This is a genomic window from Natronorubrum thiooxidans (genome assembly GCF_900156475.1).
GTDB lineage: Archaea > Halobacteriota > Halobacteria > Halobacteriales > Natrialbaceae > Natronorubrum > Natronorubrum thiooxidans.
Genome location: NZ_FTNR01000001.1, coordinates 562,391 through 582,211 on the forward strand (window position 1 = coordinate 562,391; position 19,821 = coordinate 582,211).

Annotated in this window: 21 protein-coding genes; 11 read left to right on the forward strand and 10 right to left on the reverse strand. The window is 64.7% G+C overall.

Annotated elements, in window-relative coordinates; translation table 11 throughout:
- Positions 1 to 4 precede the first annotated feature (4 nt).
- Together BW940_RS02795 and BW940_RS02800 are read right to left on the reverse strand one after the other, a co-directional pair.
- Positions 5 to 661 carry a hypothetical protein gene (locus BW940_RS02795; protein ID WP_076607641.1) on the reverse strand — a complete coding sequence of 219 codons (657 nt, stop codon included), beginning with the start codon at positions 659 to 661 and terminating at the stop codon, positions 5 to 7.
- Between the two features lie 149 nt (positions 662 to 810).
- A complete protein-coding gene (locus BW940_RS02800) occupies positions 811 to 2,472 on the reverse strand; it encodes a hypothetical protein (RefSeq protein WP_076607642.1) in 1,662 nt (553 codons plus the stop codon).
- Between the two features lie 184 nt (positions 2,473 to 2,656).
- On the opposite strand from BW940_RS02800, the gene BW940_RS02805 reads away from it, so the two are divergent.
- The 7 genes from BW940_RS02805 (at position 2,657) to BW940_RS02835 (ending at position 9,803) form a co-directional block, all read left to right on the forward strand.
- On the forward strand, positions 2,657 to 3,445 hold the full coding sequence (locus BW940_RS02805) for an ABC transporter ATP-binding protein (protein WP_076607643.1): 789 nt from the start codon (positions 2,657 to 2,659) through the stop codon (positions 3,443 to 3,445).
- A gap of 1 nt (position 3,446) precedes the next feature.
- The gene (locus tag BW940_RS02810) at positions 3,447 to 4,343 is read left to right on the forward strand and encodes a hypothetical protein (RefSeq protein ID WP_076607644.1); all 897 of its coding nucleotides are present in this window, start codon (positions 3,447 to 3,449) and stop codon (positions 4,341 to 4,343) included.
- Between the two features lie 88 nt (positions 4,344 to 4,431).
- Positions 4,432 to 6,927, forward strand: coding sequence for a dihydropteroate synthase (gene folP / locus BW940_RS02815; protein ID WP_076607645.1), 2,496 nt, complete (start codon positions 4,432 to 4,434; stop codon positions 6,925 to 6,927).
- Positions 6,928 to 7,019: 92 nt separating this feature from the next.
- Positions 7,020 to 7,799 carry a hypothetical protein gene (locus BW940_RS02820; protein ID WP_076607646.1) on the forward strand — a complete coding sequence of 260 codons (780 nt, stop codon included), beginning with the start codon at positions 7,020 to 7,022 and terminating at the stop codon, positions 7,797 to 7,799.
- Positions 7,800 to 7,912: 113 nt separating this feature from the next.
- The gene (locus BW940_RS02825) at positions 7,913 to 8,062 is read left to right on the forward strand and encodes a DUF7560 family zinc ribbon protein (protein WP_076607647.1); all 150 of its coding nucleotides are present in this window, start codon (positions 7,913 to 7,915) and stop codon (positions 8,060 to 8,062) included.
- A gap of 184 nt (positions 8,063 to 8,246) precedes the next feature.
- Positions 8,247 to 9,236 carry a bile acid:sodium symporter family protein gene (locus tag BW940_RS02830; RefSeq protein WP_076607648.1) on the forward strand — a complete coding sequence of 330 codons (990 nt, stop codon included), beginning with the start codon at positions 8,247 to 8,249 and terminating at the stop codon, positions 9,234 to 9,236.
- 108 nt (positions 9,237 to 9,344) lie between these two features.
- Positions 9,345 to 9,803 (forward strand): NUDIX hydrolase, encoded by a 459-nt coding sequence (locus tag BW940_RS02835; protein WP_076607649.1) that lies wholly within the window; start codon positions 9,345 to 9,347, stop codon positions 9,801 to 9,803.
- 7 nt (positions 9,804 to 9,810) lie between these two features.
- Here BW940_RS02835 and BW940_RS02840 read toward each other — a convergent pair whose 3' ends face one another.
- Positions 9,811 to 11,241 (reverse strand): ribonuclease FAU-1 family protein, encoded by a 1,431-nt coding sequence (locus BW940_RS02840; protein ID WP_076607650.1) that lies wholly within the window; start codon positions 11,239 to 11,241, stop codon positions 9,811 to 9,813.
- A 46-nt stretch (positions 11,242 to 11,287) separates the two neighbouring features.
- Positions 11,288 to 11,503, reverse strand: a complete 216-nt coding sequence (locus BW940_RS02845) for a DUF7532 family protein (RefSeq protein WP_076607721.1) — start codon at positions 11,501 to 11,503, stop codon at positions 11,288 to 11,290.
- A 147-nt stretch (positions 11,504 to 11,650) separates the two neighbouring features.
- Here BW940_RS02845 and BW940_RS02850 point away from each other — a divergent pair, with 147 nt between their 5' ends.
- Positions 11,651 to 12,658 carry a PrsW family intramembrane metalloprotease gene (locus BW940_RS02850; RefSeq protein WP_076607651.1) on the forward strand — a complete coding sequence of 336 codons (1,008 nt, stop codon included), beginning with the start codon at positions 11,651 to 11,653 and terminating at the stop codon, positions 12,656 to 12,658.
- 70 nt (positions 12,659 to 12,728) lie between these two features.
- Positions 12,729 to 13,079 (forward strand): hypothetical protein, encoded by a 351-nt coding sequence (locus BW940_RS02855; protein WP_076607652.1) that lies wholly within the window; start codon positions 12,729 to 12,731, stop codon positions 13,077 to 13,079.
- A gap of 13 nt (positions 13,080 to 13,092) precedes the next feature.
- Here the strand turns inward: BW940_RS02855 and BW940_RS02860 are convergent, their stop codons facing one another.
- Complete coding sequence (locus BW940_RS02860; protein ID WP_076607653.1) at positions 13,093 to 13,698, reverse strand: riboflavin synthase; 606 nt, start codon at positions 13,696 to 13,698, stop codon at positions 13,093 to 13,095.
- A 132-nt stretch (positions 13,699 to 13,830) separates the two neighbouring features.
- On the opposite strand from BW940_RS02860, the gene BW940_RS02865 reads away from it, so the two are divergent.
- Entirely contained in the window at positions 13,831 to 14,115 is a 285-nt protein-coding gene (locus tag BW940_RS02865) for a DUF7533 family protein (RefSeq protein WP_076607654.1), read from the forward strand.
- 21 nt (positions 14,116 to 14,136) lie between these two features.
- On the opposite strand, the gene BW940_RS02870 is transcribed toward BW940_RS02865, so the two are convergent.
- The 4 genes from BW940_RS02870 to BW940_RS02880 all read right to left on the reverse strand — a co-directional run bounded on the left by BW940_RS02870 (position 14,137) and on the right by BW940_RS02880 (position 17,742).
- Positions 14,137 to 15,273, reverse strand: a complete 1,137-nt coding sequence (locus BW940_RS02870; protein WP_076607655.1) for a M24 family metallopeptidase — start codon at positions 15,271 to 15,273, stop codon at positions 14,137 to 14,139.
- Positions 15,270 to 17,138 carry a UvrD-helicase domain-containing protein gene (locus tag BW940_RS02875; RefSeq protein ID WP_076607656.1) on the reverse strand — a complete coding sequence of 623 codons (1,869 nt, stop codon included), beginning with the start codon at positions 17,136 to 17,138 and terminating at the stop codon, positions 15,270 to 15,272. Before BW940_RS02875 ends, BW940_RS02870 begins: the two co-directional genes overlap by 4 nt.
- A 135-nt stretch (positions 17,139 to 17,273) precedes the next feature.
- Complete coding sequence (locus tag BW940_RS22640; RefSeq protein WP_449406671.1) at positions 17,274 to 17,432, reverse strand: DUF7563 family protein; 159 nt, start codon at positions 17,430 to 17,432, stop codon at positions 17,274 to 17,276.
- Between the two features lie 124 nt (positions 17,433 to 17,556).
- Positions 17,557 to 17,742 carry an HVO_0416 family zinc finger protein gene (locus BW940_RS02880; protein WP_076607657.1) on the reverse strand — a complete coding sequence of 62 codons (186 nt, stop codon included), beginning with the start codon at positions 17,740 to 17,742 and terminating at the stop codon, positions 17,557 to 17,559.
- Positions 17,743 to 17,920: 178 nt separating this feature from the next.
- On the opposite strand from BW940_RS02880, the gene ubaA reads away from it, so the two are divergent.
- Positions 17,921 to 18,784 (forward strand): SAMP-activating enzyme E1, encoded by an 864-nt coding sequence (gene ubaA / locus BW940_RS02885; protein ID WP_076607722.1) that lies wholly within the window; start codon positions 17,921 to 17,923, stop codon positions 18,782 to 18,784.
- On the opposite strand, the gene BW940_RS02890 is transcribed toward ubaA, so the two are convergent.
- Positions 18,781 to 19,764 carry a hypothetical protein gene (locus BW940_RS02890; RefSeq protein WP_076607723.1) on the reverse strand — a complete coding sequence of 328 codons (984 nt, stop codon included), beginning with the start codon at positions 19,762 to 19,764 and terminating at the stop codon, positions 18,781 to 18,783. The two genes, ubaA and BW940_RS02890, sit on opposite strands and share 4 nt — an antisense overlap.
- Between the last annotated feature and the right edge of the window lie 57 nt (positions 19,765 to 19,821).

The following is a 19,821-nucleotide window of genomic DNA, read 5'->3' on the forward strand; positions in this document are numbered from 1 at the left end:
CGAATCAAGACACCCCGGTGAACTGGGCACTGACTGCTCCTTGATCGGCGGCACCACCCAGTGACGTTCCGACGAACTCCATGGTGCCGTCGACCTGGTTTCCGCTGTGAAACTGTGCATCGACGATGCCGGCACCGACTTCGTAAAGCGGCGCGACGATTCCCGATCTGGGCGTGAAGATGTTGACCTGCAATCCCGCAGTAACGCCCGGTGGGAGGTCGACGCCTAAATCTTCGATGTGTTCGGCCCGGAGGAGACCCGATGCGTCGTCTACCTGAACAGAGCCGATCGGTATTGCCGCATCGTTGAGCGTTCGATCGCCGCCCGTATTCAACACGGTTCGGAGTGCGGTGTTCGTGTAGAACGCGAGCGCTCCGCTCTCCGGTGCCCCCAGCGGGTTGCCGGATATCACGGCGACATCTCGAGGCCCGGATTGATTCTGTCCAACTGGTGGGGTGACAAAGAACTGCCCTTCTCTGTCGAATTCCTCGAAGGATGTCTGCCCGGCCATGCGAATCTGGTACAGCGCCGGTTCTGTTGGGATTGCCGTTTCCTGTGCGCGTGCCCGACCTGCGACGCCGATACTGCCGAGACTGAGTGCACCGATCGTTTTGAGGACGGTTCGGCGCGAGCTTTCGGGTCTGAGTACTGTGGCTGTCATTTCCACTTACAATTCCACGAGGAACGGAGAGCGTAGGTCGGCCACGAGCTTAAAATAGCGTTCGCGAACGGCTGCTAACTCCTGTGGAGCATACTATCCGATTCGAGGAAGTGACGGCGTCCGCTCACCCTTGAGTACTGGCTCGAGGGTCACTCGAGCGTGTACCAGTCGAATCGCTCGATGGCGTAGAAGTACGACACCAGTGGCGCGAGCACGCCGATTCCCAAGACGGTCCAGGCAGTGATGGTGAGCCCGCGGGCCGAAACCGACACGTCGGGGACGGGTGCCATTGCGGAGACCGCCCCGGCCAACTCGGCAATTACTGCGGCAGAGTCAGTGTAGAGGACGACCGCAGCGGTCGTCGGGAGGACGATTGCGACCGAGTAGATGATGAAGGCGGTCTTGCTCGGCATCACCGCCTCGCGGTTGTTCGTGACATTGACGCTGCCAAAGCGGGGCGCTGCCGTGCCGACCCCGGTCGCAAGCGCCGGCGTCACGGCGGTGCCGACGACCGTCCCGCCGACCAAGACGGCGGTCTGCTCGAGCGAGAGCGGGCTGACGACGCCCAAGACGAGCGAGACGAGCCCCGCGATGGGGGCGGCAACGACCACCCCGGCGACCACCAGCCCGGTGATGGCTTGGCGGCCGGTGAGCGTCGAGGTGACGACGGCGGGCAGCGCCCGCCCGAGGTCGCCAAGGGGGTTCAGCGTGAACAGCGCGCCGGCAGCCCAGACGACGTACAGCGAGAGGACCACGGCGACATGCTCGGGAACCGTGCCGCTCTGGATGATGCCCTGAACGAACCCGATTGCGCCGAACAGCGGGTAGCCGACGTACGCCAGCCGAATCGGGGCGCGCCTGGTTCGGCGGATCGCCGTGACTGTTACCGTCTGAACTGGTCGTGGTAGACCGCGAGAGAGGACGCCAGCGAGCCGACTCGAGGATTCGGTCGCGGTTGATTCGGGGGCGTCCTCGAACCGCGCCGGATCGGCGAACCAGTGGATTCGCGCGGCGGCGATCCCGATAGCGACGGTGGCCGTGCTGATGACGACCGTGCCGACGACCGCACCGAGGACGAGTGGACTCGAGGCAGGGACGTTCGGAAGCCCGGTCAAGAGGAGGTGGCCGGGCCAGCCGAGCGGGCTATCCTGCAGGAGGGTAAACAGCCGACTCATGACCAGATCGAACCGGCCGGTCGCGAGCGCACCGAAGTACAGCACCCAGAAGCCGACGAACAGGATCGTTCGGTATCGAGCGACCGGCTCGTAGACGGTGACCAGATGCTTGGCGCAGATGCCGACCACGAAGCCGACGGGTACGGTGGTCGCAAGTGAAAGGACGACGACGAACACTGCGAACGGAACCGGCAGTACGGTTCCTGCTCCGTAGGCAAAGGCACTCGAAAGCACCAGCGTCGGCGGGACGACCCAGAGCGCAAACAGCAGGATTTCGGCGCCGATAACGCCGATGACCGTGTTTCGGACCGACGTCGAGGTGAGCAGGAAGGCCGGTTTATCGACGCTCGCGGTGGCCGTAAACGCCCGAATGGCCGCCATAAAGGCCAGAAACAGCCAGCCGACGGCAACGCCACCGGTGACGAGTGCCGTCACCGTCGTGGCGTCTGTCGGGAGTGTCTCTCCGGCGAACTCCGCGCCAAGGCTGGGGAGGAGGTAGCCGCCGACTACCGTAATCGGGCCGATCATAAACAGCGCGAGCAGCGCCATCAACAGCAGTTTCGTTCGTTCGGTCGACACCGCCCGAACCGTTCGCCGAAACTCCGTGCTGGCGACGGTGAGTGGGACACGAGCCATCAGCGATCACCACCAACTCGAAGACTGCAGTTCGCGTGGAGGACCATGCTCGGGAGGGCGTTCCGCATCCAGTAAATAGTTCGGTTTTTGTCATTCTGTCGGATCGACTCGAGTCCGATCGTCGCGGACAGTAGCCGGCAAAACATGTGTACATTTATACAGATCGTGCTGAAAGAGAACGCATATGTGCCCTGCTGGTACCCCTGCCATCGAAACCGACGCCCTCACGAAACGCTACGGGGAGACGACGGCCGTCTCCGGGCTGACCATGACCGTCGACCGGGGAACGGTCTACGGCTTTCTCGGTCCCAACGGCGCGGGCAAGACGACGACGATGCGGATGCTGACGACGCTTACCAGACCCACGTCGGGGACGGCCCGCGTCGCCGGCCACTCGATCGCCGACCGCGAGTCCGTCACACCCCACATCGGCTATCTGCCCGAGGAGCCGCCGATCTACGACGAACTCACCGGCCGCGAACAACTCGAGTACGCCGCCGGCCTGCGGGACCTGCCCGAAGCCGAGGCGACCGAACGGATCGACTCGCTGCTCGAGCGCTTCGACCTCGTCGACGACGCGAACCGGCGGATCGAGGGCTACTCGAAAGGGATGCGCCAGAAAGTCGGCGTCATCCAGGCAGTCCTCCACGAACCCGCCGTCGCCTTCCTCGACGAGCCGACAAGCGGGCTCGATCCCCGTGCAGCCCGGACAATGCGCGAGACAATTGCCGACCTCGCGGACCGGGAGATGACCATCTTTCTCTCGACGCACATCCTCCCGGTCGTCGACGAACTGGCCGACGAGATCGGCGTCCTTCGCGAGGGCGAACTGGTCGCACAAGGCGACCCCGAAACGCTGAAATCCCGCGCCGAAACCGGCGAGGTACGGAGCCTCGAGGACGCGTTCCTCGAGGTCACACAGGAGACGCCTGACGGCGAGGACGGTCACTCGGCGGAGCCGTCGCTGGATTAAGATGTCGTGGCTGGCCGCCCTTCGTGAGGGTGTGACCGACGAAGAGCTTCGGGTTGCGATCCTCGTCGGCCTCGCCTCGATTCCGTTCACGCTCGCCCTCTCGTGGGGATCGGTGTCGAGTGGCGACGGTGTCGTCATCGGCGGCTCTGTTGCCGGGACGCCGCTGTTGCTGGCCGGATTGCTCGTCGGCGTCCACTATCACGATCGACCGACGGATGGGCGCCGCGCCGGGTTCTGGACCGGCCTCGTCGGCTCGAGTGCGACGGGGCTCGTCTTCATCGCGAACACGGTCTCGTCGGTCGGGACGCTGTCCTCGAGGCTGACCGTCGTTGCGGTCGCTGTCATACCGGTTGCCCTTGTGCTTGGCGTCGGGTTCACCGTGCTGGTCACGATGGGCAGCGCTGCGTTTGCCGACTGGGTGCGAACGCGCGTCGATAGCGAGCACCGGCTGGTGGAGACCGCAGATGCCGGTGAGAAATCTGTCGCCGACTCGAGGTGGTGGCTGGTCGTCGCCGTGTACGCACTCGCTGCCCCGGTCGTGTTGTACTATGCGCTCGGGGTACGCCCCGACAGCGGTCTCGAAATCGGCCTCGTGGTCGCGGGCCTGTTCGTTCTGGTCCCGCTTTCGATCATGACTCTCGGTGGGTTGTTCATCGACGCAACTGCACCCCGGAACCGCGCGACTGACTGGTTCCCGAGCGTGTGGCTGTACGTTGGCGGCCCGGTCGGTGTCGCTGTGGCCGTCTATTTTCTGAGGGTCGTTCGCGGGGTTTCGTACCCGCCCGGATACGCCAGCTACAGCTTCCTCGGTGCGCTCTGGTGCCTGTCGGTGGTCTACCTCGTCAACAGAACGCGCCATCTCGGTGGTCGGAACGCGGTCTCCACGCTCCGTTCGTAGTCGCCGATTCTGTCGCCCACATTATTCTCGAGTTGCCGACCAGCGGCGAGTCCGACACCCCTAAGCGCGCGGACTCTCTGGGTGAGATATGGAGTATCACGAGGCTGCGGACTTTTTATTCGATCTGCGGCGGTTCCGCCCGAAACCGGGGACGGAGTCGACGGCGCGGCTGCTCGCCCATCTCGAGAACCCCCACGAGGACGTCGAGTTCGTCCAGATCGCCGGCTCCAACGGGAAAGGATCGACGGCGCGGATGCTCGAGCGAAGCCTCCGCGAAGCCGGCCTTTCGGTCGGCCTCTACACCTCGCCACACCTCGAGGACCTGCGCGAACGGGTCCGCGTCGACGGGCGCAAGATTCCGCGGTCGGCAGTCTGTGAGTACGTCGAGACCGCCCGCGAGTACGTCACGAGCCGCGGTGCCGACGGCGATTCGCCCACCTTCTTCGAGACGATGACGGCGATGGCGATCTGGCAGTTCGGCCGCGAGGACGTCGACGTCGCTGTCCTCGAGGTCGGAATCGGCGGCCGATACGACGCGACGAGTGTTGTCGACCCAGTCGCAAGCGCCGTGACGAGCGTTACCTTAGAGCATACAGGAATCCTCGGCGACACGGAAGCCGAAATCGCCCGCGACAAAGCCCACGTCGCTCCCAGCGATACGCCGCTCGTTACTGGCGTCTCCGGCGACACACTCGAGGCGATTCGAGCGGTTGCGGGCGACGTCGTCACGGTCGGCTCAGGGACAGCCGAGTCGGACACTGACGTGCCGGAGCCGGACGTGCAGGTCGCCTACGGCGGCCGAACGAACCACACCGAGGCCGCCATCACCATCGATGCCGACGACTGGCACCTCGAGACGCGGATTCCACTGCCAGGAACCCACCAGGCCACGAACGCGGGGATCGCGGCCACGCTCGCCCGCCAGATCGTCGATATCACCGACGACGAACTGGCCCGCGGGCTACGAAACGCCCACTGGCCGGGTCGATTCGAAGTGATGGACACGGACCCGCTCGTCGTCCTCGACGGCGCGCACAACCCCGGTGCCTGCGAGGGACTCGCAGAGACGCTTGGCACCTACGACTACGACGCCCTCCATCTCGTCTTCGGGGCGATGCACGACAAGAACCACCGCGAGATGGCCGCCACGCTGCCGACCCCCGAGTCAGTGATCGCGACGGAGCCGCCGCTCCAGCGCGCCGAAGACCGCGACGTCCTCGCAGCGGTGTTTCGGGACGCCGGCGTCGACGACGCTCGCACGGACACAACCGTACAGGACGCCCTTGAACGCGCGCTCGAAGACGCCGGCAGCGACGACTGTGTCCTCGTCACCGGCTCGCTGTTTGCCGTCGCGGAAGCCCGCTCGCGCTGGACGAGCGCTGGCGTCCCAAAGCGGATCCGCAACAGCGCGGACGCCCGAGAAATGCTTGCCACGGCGGACGTCCCTGACGCCGGCAGCCGTCGACTACGTGGTGATGCGGTCCACCGCGTCGTCAAGACGACAGTCGGCTATCGCCAGGCCACCACAGTCAAACAGGAGCTGTTGCGGCTCGGCGGCGAATGCGCGCTTTCCGGGCTCGAGCGCGAGGACGAGTCAGTCGACGCCGTGCTGATGGGGACCGTCTCACAGTTCGAGCGTCTCGTCGAGGTCCTCGAGTCGGACACGCCGGCCGACCACGGCGTGACAGACGTCACGCGAGCGCTTCGTGAGACTCTCGACCTCGACGCGAACGAATCCGAATCCGGTTCGGACGCCGACGACCCGCAGTATCCGTGGAACGACCACACCGCGGTGATGGGCATCCTGAACGTCACGCCCGATAGCTTCCACGACGGCGGCGAGTACGACGCCCTCGAGGACGCCGTTTCCCGCGCCGAGGCGATGGTCGAGGCCGGCGTCGACGTGATCGACGTCGGCGGCGAGTCGACGCGTCCGGGTGCCGATCCCGTCCCGGTCGAGGACGAAATCGACCGCGTCGTTCCCGTCATCGAGCGGATCGCGGATCTCGACGCCCATCTCTCGATCGATACCCGCAAAGCCGCCGTCGCCGAGGCCGCCCTCGAGGCCGGCGCGGATATCATCAACGACGTCTCGGGCCTCGAGGATCCCGAGATGCGGTTCGTCGCGGCCGAGTACGACGCGGGACTGGTCGTGATGCACAGTATCGACTCGATCGTCGTCCCCGACCGTGACGTCGAGTACGACGACGTCGTCGAGGACGTGATCGATCAGCTCTCCGAGCGGATCCTCCTCGCCGAGAAGGCCGGCGTCGACCGCGAGCGGATCGTCGTCGATCCCGGGATCGGGTTCGGCAAATCGGCCCGCGAGAGCTTCGAGATGCTCGGTCGCGTCGACGAATTCCGCGCCCTCGACTGTCCGATCCTCGTGGGTCACTCCCACAAATCGATGTTCGGCCACGTCGGCTGTGAACCCGGCGAGCGCCTCGAGGCAACCGTTGCGGCGAGTGCGCTCGCAGCCGATCGCGGGGCCGATATCGTCCGCGTTCACGACGTCGCCGAGAACGTTGCTGCGGTTCGGACGGCACTGGCGGCCCGCGACCCGGACCACTTCGAGTGGGAGTAGCGGACAGCCTCGGGTATTCAGGTGCCAGTCCAACCTTCAACCGTGGGGGTCCTGTACAACACGTGAGCGCAGCGTGCGCGGAGGCTCATCCAATGTCCGAAGACCACGATCACGACCCGATGGCAGACGTCCCGATGGCGGACCGTACTGATGACCTCGAGACACCGGACCCGGTGGAGACGGCACTGTCAGCCACTCCGGGGGATTCCACACGCGAGCTGGTGTCGTTGCTTGGGGGCGGCGTGTTGCTTCTGTCTGCCCTCCGTTCGCTCGGACGGGGCCAGCTTCGGGCGATTCCAAAAGGAGTCGCTGGCGCTGGGCTGATTAGCTACGGGCTCCGAAACCGGCGCTCGAGCGAATCGCCGCCGTTCGAGCCACGGGTAGACGAGATCGACAGCGGAACCGAGGGCAAAGAGACGTCCGACGAGGCTCACGCCGCCGGCGAGCGTCTCGACGCCGGTCGAGAGTCCCAGATTGACGCGAACGGCAAGATCGACGACTCCGCACAGCTCGGCGACGAGCGAGACGGCGGCGAGGGATCACGGATCGAGTTCACCGACGACGCGGCTGACACGGGGCCGCGATCGAAACCGGACGACGTGGGCGAATCCGATGACCCGCGGCGCAACACCGACGACGATGCGACCGAGATCGACGTCTCTGACTCGGCGATGGCCGACGAGGTCAGCGAGGCAGTGGGTCCTGATCCCGAACAGGCCCAGCCGACGCAGACCGACGCAACCGAACCCGAGGAGACGCCCAGCGAAGACGCTTCACACATGAACGTCGATCCCGACGAGGAGGGCGAAGACGACGATCCCGAGACCGAAACGACGGCCGACGAAACCGAGGACGAGGACGAGGATCAGTAACCGCTTTTGATCGACCACTCTCGAGCGATGGTCGACATCCCGTCCGTACTCGAGATACCCCTCTATATCGGGGTTGTGTCACTATCCTCAAGCGCATCGTCAATTGCAAACGGATGGAACGCTACGAGTTTACCTGTCCGGACTGCCGACAGTCGTTCACCGTTACCGATCCGATGCGCGAGGCGACGCTGGCGAGTGGCTGTCCCGTCTGTGGCGGTCCGGTAACCGGGACCCATTTCGTCACGCCTGCGTCGAACGCGTAAGCGAATCGCCCCGCTCGAGCCGGATGCTGTCGGACGGCAGTCCGTTGACAGCCGATCGCGGTTCGAGGACACTCGGTGTCTGACCCGTGTCGTCCGGCAGTATCCGAGTGAGTCGAATCACCGGTTTTCTTATCCGTCAGTTGTCGAGAGGTGACTGTGTTCGTTACATGATGGTGAATCTCGCATGAGTACGCAGTCACTGTTGGAACGAATCGGACAGTTCACGAGCAAGTATTTCGTCGTCTGGGTGCTGATCGTCTCTGCCGTGGCGCTGTATACGCCGGAGACGTTCACACCAATCGGCGCGTACATCACGCCGTTGCTGGGCATCATCATGCTCGGCATGGGGCTGACGCTGACGCCGGCGGATTTCCGCCGGATCCTCGAGCGGCCTCGAGACGTCTTCATCGGCGCGATGGCCCAGTGGCTCCTGATGCCGGCGTTCGCGTACGTTCTCGTCGTCGCCCTCGGACTGCCGTGGGAGATCGGCGTAGGGTTGATCCTCGTCGGCGCGGCACCCGGCGGAACGGCATCGAACGTGATGACCTATCTCGGCCGTGGTGACGTCGCGCTGTCGGTGACGATCACTTCGCTGACCACGATCGCCGCGCCACTCGTGATGCCGGCCTGGGTGGTCCTCCTTGCGGGCGAGTCGATCACCGTCACCTTCGCCGAGATGGCCCAGTCGATCGTCCAGATCGTCCTGCTGCCTGTCGTGGCAGGGCTGGTGCTTCGGTACGTCCTCGACGAATACGCTCCATCGGTTGCGAAAGCAGGGCTGTCGATCTTTCCCGCGATCAGCGTGGTTGCGATCGTTGCCATCGTCGCGGCCGTCGTGGGACTCAATGTCGAGGAGATTCTGACGGCGAGCGCGCTTGTCTTCCTCGCCGTCGTCTTGCACAACGGCCTCGGCCTGGGTGCCGGCTACGGCGTCGGACACCTCACGGGGATGAGCGAGGATCGGGCTCGCGCCTGTGCGTTCGAAGTCGGTCTCCAGAACAGCGGGCTCGCAGTGGCGCTTGCGGTTGCCTTTTTCGACCCGATCGCGGCGTTGATCCCGGCGTTGTTCAGCGTCTGGCACAACGTCTCCGGCCCGGCGCTCGCGACGGTGTTTACCTATCTCGACGGCGACACAGCCGCCCGGGACGACGAGTCTGCCGTCGTCGCCGACTAAGCAGTTCCGGCGTCCGTGTGGGCTGTTATCACTCCTCTAACCCCCTTAATTGATTTTAACAATTCGTGTGATACGTTTTTATGTATCGGCGGAGTGCATAGTCGTAGCATGGATACCGTAACACACGTCCAGAAAGCGTGTGCATACATCACACGCCAGACGGGCGAACTACTGGTCTTCGATGGGCCAGGACACGAGGGATTACAGATCCCGAAAGGAACGCTCGAGCCCGGCGAATCGCCGCTCGAGGCGCTGTTCAGGGAGGTCATCGAGGAGACCGGCCTCGGAACGCTGAACTCGACGACCCACCTCACGACGGACGTCTGGACGCGCCGTGAGTCGCCGCCGAAGCGATACGTCCGCCACTTCTTTCACGCGACAGTCCACGAACCTCGAGATCAGTGGATCCACACTGTAATGGACGGCGGGGACGAACACGGCTCCGAGTTCGACCTTCACTGGGTGCAGCCGACGACGGCAGAGGAGTTCGCACTCGATCTCGACGATTACGTCCACCTGCTCCCACACGTCTCCCTGCCCGAAGACACCGCTACGGTCTCGGACTGATCACCGATCACGTCGAGAGCGCGCGCTCGACGGCTTCGGCGACGCTCAGTGCTTTCTCGGCTAGCTCCGTCGAGACGCGGCCAGCGTCGACTGCGGCCTCGAGTTCGTCGGCGTCGACGATTTTGACCGTACCGTCCGTCTGCTTGATCACGTCGACGTGGAGGTCGACGTAGCGTGCGGCAGCCGGGAAGAGTTCGACCGGCGTACAGACGTTGACGTAGGTCCCTTTTGCGGTCCCCTGTGCGTCTTTGTACGTCGTCGGATACCACCACCGCCCCTCGCGGAACTTCGTCACGGCGACATCGCCGTCTTCCTTTGGCACGCCGAGGGCGTCGTAGCTGCCCCCGCCGCGCATCCGGCGCTCGAGGGTGAGCGAGCCGTCGCAATCCCAGTCGGTTACGTCACCATGACCCAGCGTAAACAGTCGGCCATCGGGTTTGCCGTGATCGATCGCGAGACGGTCGCCCACTGTCGGGCCGAACTGTCGGCTGACGGCCCCGAAGGGGAACGCGTCGTCGCCGTCGGTACCGGTCGAATCGCAGACGGCTTCGGCGAAGTCGACCGCTGCGCTCGCCGCTCGGTCGGCGGCCTTGATCCGATGGTGGCCGGGCATCGTCGTCTCGACTGCGCGACGGATTTCGTCCAGGGCAAAACGAGATTCGCGGCCGAACCAACACCACGTCGTCGCCCGTGGAGTCACGAGCCGGGCCGGCTCACCGCTCTCCTCGGGGGCATCCTCGAGTGCCGTCTCGAGCGCTCGCGCTCGGTTTGCGACCTGCTCGACGGCTGTACCCATCGCCTCGAGGTCAGCATCGGCGGCTGCGTGTTGCCAGCGCAGTCCCCACCCCTCCGGGATGTCGACCGAGAGGAGGTCGGTCATGCCGACGAGTTCGTCGGCTCGGTCACCGCGGAGTGCCGCCGAGACGCCGGTTCGATCCCGCGAGAGCGTACAGAGCCCGCTCTGGACCGTCAGCGTCGGGGCGACTCGCGGCTCGTCGTCGGTCCACGGCGGCGTGGGCTCGGTCACTTGCACTCGGTATCGATTCCCGTCGTCGACATAGCCATTGACGTCGTCGTAGTTGAGATAGCCGCGTCGGCCATCGCCGAGGTCGACGACGGCACCGCTCCCGCCACCGGCGTCGATCACTTCGGCGTCGAAGACCGCACCGCGGGAAACCGTGTCGTCCCAGCGGAACGTATCGATCGCCAGCGCCGCGAGTTCGCCGGTGATCGTCTCGACCGTCTCGGGTTCTCCCGACACTTCGACACCCTGTCTGTCCCGCGTCGTCTCGATCGCTACGTCTGCCGGGGCCGTCTCGAACGACTCGTCGAATCGCTCTCGAATCGGCTCGGATGCCTGGACGACCTCGAGGCCGTTCTCGCCGAGGAGCTGGGTGATCGCCGTCGTGTAGATCCCGCGCACTCGAGCCGTCGTCATCGCTTCCCCTCCGTCGCAGTGGGGTGGACACGTTCGTTCACGAGGATCACCGCGGGTGCTCGCAGTCGGATGCGAACCGAACGCGGTCGTTGATCGTCGGCCCGAGCGTCAGTTCGACGGTGTCGTGGCGCTCGAAGAACGCCTCGAGTGTGGACGCACCGGCGTCGACGGCCTCGGTAACGGCGTCCGAGGTCGCCTGTACGTCGTCGGTCTCGAGACCGACGCCTCGAAGCGCCTGCTGGGTTCGCTGATCGAAGTGCATACCCGCCAGTTCGTACGGTGGGCCTTTGTGGATTCCGAGTCGGCGTCGATTCGCCGCCGGCACACACGCGTTCGTCGCCGGATTCGATTGCCCGAACCGCCACGTTTGCGCCGAACGCTTACCGGCACGGCCCTCGTAGCCCCGTCCATGCAGGGAAAGCGCGACCCGGTCGAGCAGGCCGACGAGCAGTCGCGAGACCTCTACGATGTGTCGACGTGGGAACCGCGGTCGATGGTCGACCGGCTTGCGTGCTCGGTGTACAACGGTATCAGTTATGGGCTCCAGACGATCGTCCTCGCCGTTGCCTTCGCGATCACGCTCGCGTTGCTCGCCCAGCCAGCGGTGCTCGTCCTCGAGGAGCCGCCACTGGCCGTGTTCTTCGGACTCTCGGTCGTTCCCGCGGCGTTGCTCGCCGCGTTCATCTGGTACTCGGATATCACGACGAACGAACCGCTCGGGCTGCTAGTTGTGACGTTCGTCCTCGCCGTCCTCTTTGCGACGTTTGCGGCCGTCGTGAACTCGACGATCGGGCCGTCGTTCCAGGCCGTTCCCGTCGTCGGCACGCTCCTCTTTTTTTACCTGATCGTCGGCCCCGTCGAGGAGGGTGTCAAACTGCTCGCGGTTCGCGTCTTCGCCTACCGAAGCGACACGTTCGATGCGGTCATCGACGGCGCAGTCTACGGGGCAGTCGCCGGATTGGGGTTTGCTGCGATCGAAAACGCGATTTACATCGCCGGCACGGTCGCCCAGGCCAGCGTCGGGACGGTCACCGCTGCGACCGGCATTGCGACCGTCCGGGCACTCGTTGGCCCGGGGCACGTCATCTACTCCGCGATCGCGGGCTACTATCTCGGCCTCGCGAAGTTCAACTCCCGCTACGCCGGGCCGTTAGTCGTCAAGGGACTCCTGATCGCGGCGTTCGTTCACGGGACGTACAACGTCACGGTCGGGATCGTTCCCAACCTCATCGCCTCGACCTATCCAATCAGCTTTGGACTGGCTTTCGTCTCCTACGTGATCCTCTTCGATCTCGCCGTCGGCTACTACCTCTACCGCAAAATCGCTCGCTACCGTCGGACGTACCGGGCGGTCAGAGACGAGACCGGTGCGCCGCACACGCCGGAACGGACGGAGTTCGAGCCCCCACAACGGTAACTCGTGTCCAATAGCGAACCCACGACTATCGTCACAGTCTATATTGTGGCCGAGAGCGTACGGTTTTGTGATGGTTACGTTCATCGGCTCGTTTGTCGCGTTCGTTGTTGCCCTCCTCGTCGGCGGACTGGCGATCTACGTCAGCGCGTCGGTCGTCGTCGACGTCGAGGACTATTCCCATGCAATCGTCACGGCATTCATTGGTGCGGTCGCCTGGGGGTTGACGGCCTGGATCCCGCTGTTCGGGCCGCTATTTGCATTGCTCGCGTGGATCTGGGTCATCAACTGGCGCTATCCCGGTGGGTGGATCAACGCTTCCCTCATCGGCGTGATCGCCTGGATCGCCGCGCTGGCGATCCTCTTCGTGCTCAACACCATCTTCGGTCTCGGCGTCGGCGCGTTCGGGGTTCCGGGCGTCTGAGAATCCGTGTTTGCTATTCGAAGCGGGCCTCGAGCAACCGTTCGACGTACTTCGCGAGGACGTCGACCTCGAGGTGGACCGGATCGCCGACGTCCTTTTCGGAAAGCGTCGTGAGGTCGTAGGTCGTCGGAATGATCGCGACGGTCACCCGCCCGTTTTCTGTCTCGAGATCGGCGACGGTGAGACTAATACCGTCGAGTGTGATCGACCCCTTCTCGACGACGTAGCGGCCGTACCCCTCGGGCAGTTCGAACTCGAAGAACCAGTCCTCATCAACGGATTCGATGTTCGAAACCGTCGCGACCGCGTCGACGTGGCCCTGCACGACGTGGCCGTCGAAGCGGCCGTCGGCGGGCATCGCTCGCTCCAAATTGACCACGTCGCCCTCCTCGAGGTCGCCGAGATACGTCCGCTCGACGGTCTCGGTCGCGAGAAAGACCTCGAACCACGCGTCTTCCTCGAAGCGCTCGACCGTGAGACAGACGCCGCTGACGCTGATACTCTGGCCGTGTTCGAGCCCCGTCGCGACTTCGTCGGCACCGATCCGAAGTCGAAGCCCGTCTTCGGTTCGCTCTCGAGCGACGATCTCGCCGGTTTCCTCGACGATTCCCGTGAACATACTCGGAAATTCGAGTCGGCGAATAAAGCCGTTCCGACCTCGAGACGCGTTCCAGTTCCGTGACCCGCAGTCTCGGCGGCTCGATGTGGACAGTCGTCGCGCTTTTGAGCGTCCCCGCGCTATACCAGTCCAATGGCCGGTATCATCGACACGATCAAACTCGCGGGCGTGCTCGTGCTCGCACTGCCTGCCGCACTCGCCGGACTCGAGTTCCTGCTCGTTCGCGGGGAGACGACGGTCGGCGCGATCCTGCTCGGCCTCGCCGTCGCGCTCGTCGTCATCGAGCAACGACTGACCACGCCGTCCGATCTCCCCGGGCTCGCTGCCAAACGCGTCGTCGGGACCGTGGCAAGCGATTCAGAATCGGATTCGGATGCGGACGATGAGACAACGACCGTCCGTGCCGACGACCGCTGATCGACTTCGAGTCACTGCCGATTACTCCTCGAGTACCGCTGCCGGATCGAGCGATCGCGAACACGCTGGCAGATAGGTGGCTCGGTCGTCCGCTGTTTTCCGCACGAGAATATCGGCGATCCGAAGCCACTGGCCGCCGTCGACGTGGACGGCCGACTCGAGTCGAACGACGTGCCCCGGTTCGATCTCGTCGTCGCCCGAACGGGGTCGCTCACGGGGCTCGAGGCCGACACCAGTGACCCGCGTTTGGACGGTGTCAGCGTCCTCGAAGCCGAACGCGCGGACCTCGGCCTCGAGGTCGGCCTCGACGGCCACTACGGACTCAGTATCCGCGGTCAGCATCGCCGCCGCAGACCGGAACGACTGTGTCACGCCGACGTGAGCGCGGCGCTCCCGGCCGCCGTCGCCGTCGACGACGAACGTCCGAACGAGGCCGCCGTGGTAGCCTGCCGGGCCGCGGGGTGCCGTCTCGAGGACGATCGGTTCGCCGGGCCGAAGCGCCTCGGCGGCGGCGTCGCGACTCGAGGGCCGGTGGTCGGGGTCGGGATTGACGACGGTGTTGCCCGCCGGAAACGCCCCCGCCGAGACGATGGCCTCGTCGATTACCGTCCGCAGCCGACCCGGCGTCAGCGCCTTGCCATCGACGACGAGCCGGCCCTCGTCGACCGTCGCATCCGCGAGCAGCGACGCCGCGTGGCGGATCCCGGCGGCTGCGGCTGTCTGTGTGGCTTCGATTCGCTCGCGCTCGCCGGCGGTTTTCGTCGCTCGAGTGCGCTCGATGACGTCCGTCGACGCGAGTTCGAAGCCGGCCTGCTCGAGGTAGAGCGCGGCGTCGTGTGGGAGTCGGGCCGGCGTCAGGATCGTTCCCGAGCCGACGCGCTCGAACAGGGCTGTAGCGAGCGTCTCGGCTGGATGACCGGCAGCGTCTGTAGCCGTCTCCACGAGCCACGCCTCGCCGTCGAAGGCGATCGCAGCGAGTCCCTCCTCGACCGCAGACTGGGGCCGACAGTAGCGAACGGCCGGATCGCGATCCGTCCCGACGTGGACGACTGCCAGGGCATCGCGTGCCTCGAGCGTCTTGGAAAGCGCCGACTCGAGGTGTGTCGCGACGTCGGCCGTGTCGGTGTCGGAGCCGGCAGTCGACTCGGCGTCAGTCACGGTGCTTCGGCTTCGACCTCTTGGCCGTCGGCGTCGTGTGGCTGCTGGGCCTCCTCGACGAGATCCTCGAGCGGCGTGTCTGTCAGCCGATTGTTGAGCAGGACGTCGATCGGTAGCGTCGGCGCGCCGTCGACCAAGTTCTCGAGCAAGACGAGTCGCTCTCGAGCCCGGGACATGCCGACGTAGAAGACACGGCGCTCGTTGTCGGTCAGAACGGGTACCGGCGAGGTGTTCTTGGTGAACTCCTCACAGCCGGGGATAGCCGTCGGATCGTCGACGGTGGCGACCATCTGCTCGACGACCTTTTCGGTGAGGTCGGTGCCGACGATGACGTGGTCGGCCTCACGACCCTTCGCGGAGTGGATCGTGCCGACGCGGACACGGTCGGTCTCCATCTCGAGATACTCGCCGATCGCAAAGTACGATCGGATGCTCTTTTTCTGGAAGTTGGTAACTTTCCGGACCATATCGCCCGCCGACGCCGGGCCGGGCATGAACGGCGCGTGGTCCTGAATGACCTCCGCGGGGATCATGAGCTCTGCGAGGTCGTCGATGCCGGACTCTTCTTGCCGGTCGTCGATTTCGTCGAAGAGGTCGTCGCGCTCGTTGGTCCCAAACGCCGACTCCTGAAGCATATCGGCGAGTCGGCGGGCCTGCAAGCCGGTGACGTCCTCGCCGCGGTCGATGGCTTCGACGGCGCGGACGTACTGGGTGAGCCGATCGGTCCACATCCGCTGGTCGGTCAGCGACGTAAACGGCACGCCCTCGGTGATGAACTCGTCGATGAACTGGAACATCTGGTAGCGCGCCCGGAACAGGATCATGATGGTCCCGTCACCCTCGATGAGCGTCCGTCGGACGTTCCGGACGACGTCAAGCATGGAGGCGTTCCGCCGCGCCTCGACGGCCCCGCCTTCCTTGCGCGGTTTGAGGTCTTTGTCCTGTCGGGTCTCGATATGGCGAATCTCCTGGTTGACCGCGTTGAGGACGTTCGAGGGGAGCCGATAGGAGTTCGGCAGAATAACGTCTTCGTCGACCTCCTCCTCGAGCAACAGTGCGGGGTCGGCCCCCTGCCAGGAGTAGACGACCTGGTCGTCGTCGCCGGCGATCAACACCTGTTGCATGTGCGGTTTCCACTCCTCGTAGACGTCGTACTGGAGCGTAGTGATGTCCTGAAACTCGTCGATCACCAGATAGTCGACGTTCGGCAGCAGCGAGCGCTGTTTGACGCGCTCTAACATATCCGCAAACCCGATCTTCCCTTCTTCGCCTTTGTAGTTGCGCCAGCCACGGATCGCCTCGGGAACGTCGATCCGGTCGTCATCAGAGGGCCAAGTCGGCGTGTACTTGTTGCCTTCCTGGGCGTTCGGGTCGATTTCAGGTGGCAGACGAACCTCCTCTTCGTCCCACTGGAAGGGGACGTCGTACCACTCCGAGACATCACGGCCGGTCCGCTGGAGCCACTGACTGGTCGAGATCACCTTGTTACCGATCGTCGTCGACCGAGCGGTGCGGCGACCGGCACCGCTGTACTCGTCTTCGTACTCGATACCAAATTCCTCGCAGAACTCCTCTTTGTCGGATTCGCCGATCACGTCACCTCGAGAGAGATCCAACAGCTCGTAGGCTTTCGCGTGCATCGTACAGACGTTGCCCTGCAGTGCACGCGGACTTTCGTCGAGTCGGTCGGCCAGTCGCTCACGAACCTCCTGTGCAGCCGCTCGTGTGTACGAGACGACGAGGATATCCCGGAACGTCACGCCATCCTGCTCGAGGATCTCTTCGACGTGGTCGAGCAGGGCAGTCGTCTTGCCACTGCCCGGACCACCGAACAACCGGGTCACCTTCGTCTCCGTGGTAGTCATTGTAGCTGTTCAAGAGCGCGATACGCATAAGTCACGTGGGTTGCCGGCGATAGAAACTATTCGTCCAGCTGGAAAACGCCTGTGAGTCGCCGGGTTCGAGCCATCACGTGGCCTTCGACACCGGCGTCGGAACGGTTATGAGTTTCGTGTAGAGCGGGCGGTTCGTATTTCAGCGCCGTCACGGATCTTGTCCTGACAGTTCGGACAGACCCGTGGATCGTCGACACCGGGCGGGGTGAATACGCGAGCGTACGCGTCCGTCACGAACGCACCGCAGTTCTGGCATTCCGGCATTGATATCTCCACTAACTAGTTAGGAAACAATACAGTATAGGTGTATCGCATACGCTCCGTCGAAATGGGTCGAGCCACGGGCTGGTCGTTCTCGTGTCGGCCAAAAAACGGGAGAAGCCGTCGGTTACAGCGTCGGTTCCCACCCACAGACGGTACAGGAGCTTGCAGCCGTATCGTGGAGTCCGCCACAGTCTGGACACTGCTTTTTGTTATACTCCTGTTCCCACCCGACTCGTTCTACCGCGTGGCCGCGGTCCGAGAGGAATTGGTCGATGACGTCGTCACCGGCATCATTGGGTGAGGTTGCCATACCCATGTGAATGTGGACCACGGTATTAAATCATCGGGTTCACCCACAGATCTGCCTCGAGAGAAACAGACACCACACCCGCTCGAACACGACCGGGAGCCGAAAGCAGCCGGCCACTGCGCCGTTTCAGACCGATTCGACCCGCGGACTTTTCTCGCTCTCGGTCCAACCCATGGGTATGAGTGACCTGCGCCTCGATGCGACCCAGCTCGATCGCTACTCGAGACACGTAATCATGGACGAGATCGGGCCCGAGGGCCAACAGCGGCTGCTCGAGGGCTCGGTGTTGATCGTCGGTGCGGGCGGCCTCGGCTCGCCGGCGATCCAGTATCTCGCGGCGGCGGGCGTTGGCCGGCTGGGAATCGTTGACGACGACGTCGTCGAGCGATCGAACCTCCAACGCCAGATCGTCCACGGCGACGACGACGTCGGCCGACCGAAAGTCGAGAGTGCGGCCGACTACGTCGCGACGTTGAACCCCGATATCGACGTCGACACTTATCAGACGCGACTCACGACCGACAACGTGGCCGAGCTCGTCGCCGAGTACGACATCGTCCTCGACGCCAGTGACAACTTCGCGACCCGGTACCTGCTCAACGACCACTGCGTGCTCACGGGGACGCCGCTGTCCCACGGCGCGATCTATCGGTTCGAAGGGCAGGTCACGACGTTTACGAACGACCGCGGCGGGGAGGCAAGCGACAGCGCGACGAGTGACGGCGACGAACCACCGTGTTATCGCTGCATTTTCCCCGAAGCGCCCGAACCCGGCACCGTCCCCGACTGTGCGACCACCGGCGTGCTCGGCGTCCTGCCCGGCACCGTCGGCTGCATTCAGGCCACCGAGGTCGTCAAGTACCTGCTCGGCAAGGGCGAGTCCCTCGAGGGCCGACTGCTCATGTACGACGCGATGGGGATGACGTTCGAAACGGTCGAGGTGTTGTCGAATCCCGAGTGTCCCGTCTGTGGTGACGATCCGGCGATCGAGTCGATCGAGGACGTCGCCTACGAGGGGACGTGCGAGATTTCGGCCGACTAGACGGCCGTCTCGGCGGTGTCACGGACCCACGACAGGACATCGACTACGCCGTCGTACAGCTCTCGCCCGCCGAGGACGGCGATACAGGAGACGAACGCGGTCGTCCCGAGTTTGCCGCCAGCGCCGGGGAACGAGGGCGTGACCGCGAGAAAGACGAGTCCGCAGAGGCCGCCAGCGAGGACGACGGACCCGAGCGATAACCGCTTCGGATTCGACATCCCCACGAATGACGCACAGAAGGCCACGGCGGCGAGCGTCCCACCGAGTTCCGGCAGCGCGAGCGGAAACGCCACACCGGCGACGACGCCGACGACGGCCGAGCCGACGACCGGCCCCCACTCGAGGCGGACGCTCGAGACAGCCGTCGCGGTGGCCCCAGCGGCTGCGACGGGGACGACCAGCGAGACGAGATTCCACTGGGGCGTACCAGCGGGGGCAAAGTCGATCCCAACGAACGCGGCCGCCGTGAGACAGCCAAAGAACGCGAGCGTGCCGAGTTTGCCGCCGACGCCGCCGAACGTCTCGGTCGTCGCGACGAAGCCGAGGCCCGCGATGAGCCCTGCGAGGGCGACGGCCTCGAGCGACGGGAACACCACGGGCGAGGCCATGCCGACAAACGAGCCACAGTACGCCGGCACATCGATGCGCGGGAGCGCGAGACCGGCGACCAGACCGACCAGTGCGGCGGCGAGCACCGGGCCGAGATCGGCATGGACGCTCAGGACGTAGGTGACGACGGCACCGGCAACGACCGCGAGCGCGTTGATTGCGTCCGCTCGATCGAAACCGGTCGTTTTGAACGGGCCGCGCACTCGCTTGTGCTCGAGCACGCCGGCGGCGGCCGCGATGAACACGAGCCCAGCCTGCGCGCCGACCATCTCGGGCGGCGTCTCGACGGGTGCGGCCAGCGAGCCCACGAGCAACGTGCCGGCGGTCAGCAACAGTGCGACGTAGCCAGCGAACTGGACCGGACGGTACACGACTCGAACGAACAAAAGGACCGACGAGAGGGTTTCGATTCGCCGCAGGCAGTCGCC

Bases quoted from the DNA above. Each gene is read 5' to 3' on its own strand.
- BW940_RS02850 (WP_076607651.1), top strand. From the start codon at position 11,651: ATGCAGGGAAAGCGCGACCCGGTCGAGCAGGCCGACGAGCAGTCGCGA.
- BW940_RS02845 (WP_076607721.1), bottom strand. From the start codon at position 11,503: ATGCACTTCGATCAGCGAACCCAGCAGGCGCTTCGAGGCGTCGGTCTC.
- folP (WP_076607645.1), top strand. From the start codon at position 4,432: ATGGAGTATCACGAGGCTGCGGACTTTTTATTCGATCTGCGGCGGTTC.
- BW940_RS02800 (WP_076607642.1), bottom strand. From the start codon at position 2,472: ATGGCTCGTGTCCCACTCACCGTCGCCAGCACGGAGTTTCGGCGAACG.
- BW940_RS02855 (WP_076607652.1), top strand. From the start codon at position 12,729: ATGGTTACGTTCATCGGCTCGTTTGTCGCGTTCGTTGTTGCCCTCCTC.
- BW940_RS02805 (WP_076607643.1), top strand. From the start codon at position 2,657: ATGTGCCCTGCTGGTACCCCTGCCATCGAAACCGACGCCCTCACGAAA.
- BW940_RS02795 (WP_076607641.1), bottom strand. From the start codon at position 661: ATGACAGCCACAGTACTCAGACCCGAAAGCTCGCGCCGAACCGTCCTC.
- BW940_RS02830 (WP_076607648.1), top strand. From the start codon at position 8,247: ATGAGTACGCAGTCACTGTTGGAACGAATCGGACAGTTCACGAGCAAG.
- BW940_RS02860 (WP_076607653.1), bottom strand. From the start codon at position 13,698: ATGTTCACGGGAATCGTCGAGGAAACCGGCGAGATCGTCGCTCGAGAG.
- BW940_RS02875 (WP_076607656.1), bottom strand. From the start codon at position 17,138: ATGACTACCACGGAGACGAAGGTGACCCGGTTGTTCGGTGGTCCGGGC.
- BW940_RS22640 (WP_449406671.1), bottom strand. From the start codon at position 17,432: ATGCCGGAATGCCAGAACTGCGGTGCGTTCGTGACGGACGCGTACGCT.
- BW940_RS02835 (WP_076607649.1), top strand. From the start codon at position 9,345: ATGGATACCGTAACACACGTCCAGAAAGCGTGTGCATACATCACACGC.
- ubaA (WP_076607722.1), top strand. From the start codon at position 17,921: ATGAGTGACCTGCGCCTCGATGCGACCCAGCTCGATCGCTACTCGAGA.
- BW940_RS02865 (WP_076607654.1), top strand. From the start codon at position 13,831: ATGGCCGGTATCATCGACACGATCAAACTCGCGGGCGTGCTCGTGCTC.
- BW940_RS02825 (WP_076607647.1), top strand. From the start codon at position 7,913: ATGGAACGCTACGAGTTTACCTGTCCGGACTGCCGACAGTCGTTCACC.
- BW940_RS02880 (WP_076607657.1), bottom strand. From the start codon at position 17,742: ATGGCAACCTCACCCAATGATGCCGGTGACGACGTCATCGACCAATTC.
- BW940_RS02820 (WP_076607646.1), top strand. From the start codon at position 7,020: ATGTCCGAAGACCACGATCACGACCCGATGGCAGACGTCCCGATGGCG.
- BW940_RS02810 (WP_076607644.1), top strand. From the start codon at position 3,447: ATGTCGTGGCTGGCCGCCCTTCGTGAGGGTGTGACCGACGAAGAGCTT.
- BW940_RS02840 (WP_076607650.1), bottom strand. From the start codon at position 11,241: ATGACGACGGCTCGAGTGCGCGGGATCTACACGACGGCGATCACCCAG.